The sequence below is a fragment of the Variovorax defluvii genome (genome assembly GCF_039541515.1).
In the GTDB taxonomy this organism is placed as follows: Bacteria; Pseudomonadota; Gammaproteobacteria; order Burkholderiales; family Burkholderiaceae_C; genus Variovorax; species Variovorax defluvii.
The window spans coordinates 1-866 of record NZ_BAABGJ010000050.1 but is presented as its reverse complement, the minus strand read 5'-3'; the positions used below and the strand labels follow the sequence as shown (position 1 = coordinate 866).

General features: G+C 63.4%; 1 protein-coding gene. It reads right to left on the bottom strand.

Going from position 1 to position 866, the window contains the following annotated elements:
• On the bottom strand, nt 1-515 hold a 515-nt coding region (locus tag ABEA07_RS16430), incomplete at its 3' end, for an IS110 family RNA-guided transposase (protein WP_345539165.1).
• Between the last annotated feature and the right edge of the window lie 351 nt (nt 516-866).

The following is an 866-nucleotide window of genomic DNA, read 5'->3' as shown; positions in this document are numbered from 1 at the left end:
AGATCTTCCAGGCACGCCATGGCTTGCCTGCGCACGGTCGATGCCTTCAGCGGCAGCACGACACCGAACTCGCTGAGCAATCCGCGGATCCGGTTGACAGTAGCCGTGCGCTGCTCGATGAAACCTTGGCGCGTTCGATGCACGCTCAGTTGCGATTGTTGCTCGAGACTTTTCATCGGGACGAAACGCATGTTCGGACGTTGCACGGCTTCGCAGATCGCCGCCGCGTCCGCGGCATCATTCTTGCCGCGCTTGCCGGACAGTCGATATGGGCTGACGAACTTCGGCGCCATCAGGCGGACCGTATGACCATGAGCCATGAACTGGCGCGCCCAATGGTGTGCGCCGGAGCACGCTTCTACTCCGATCACGCACGGTGGCAGCGACGCGATCAGTTCGAGCAACTTGGCGCGTGCCACCTTGGGAGACACGAGCTCGGGTTTGCCCGCTTCGTTGACCCCGTGGACGGCAAAAACAGACTTGGCGAGATCGATGCCAACGTACAGAATGGTCATTGGGCTTCCCCTTTCCGAGTGAGTTGATGGAGCTTCGCAACCCCATCGTGGCACTCAGTTGCCGACAGCCGCAACACGCAGCGGCTTAATCGGGACGGGGAAGGCCCTTTCATTCGTTATGAACACCCCCTTGCAGGCGAAGCCGGTCGCCCGGCCGCGCGGGCGCAAAGTCACCGGACAGGCGAGGAACTCAGGACAACGGCAGCGAGGTGAGGCGCAAGAGGCCGACGCGTGCCGCAACCGCCGCGCGGCGAGCGCCACCACGTGCCGCAGGCACGTCTGATCAATGGAAGTTCAGGGGACGCCAGTCCCCTGCAGGCAGCCTGCGGCTGCCGCGCCAGGGATGCGCAA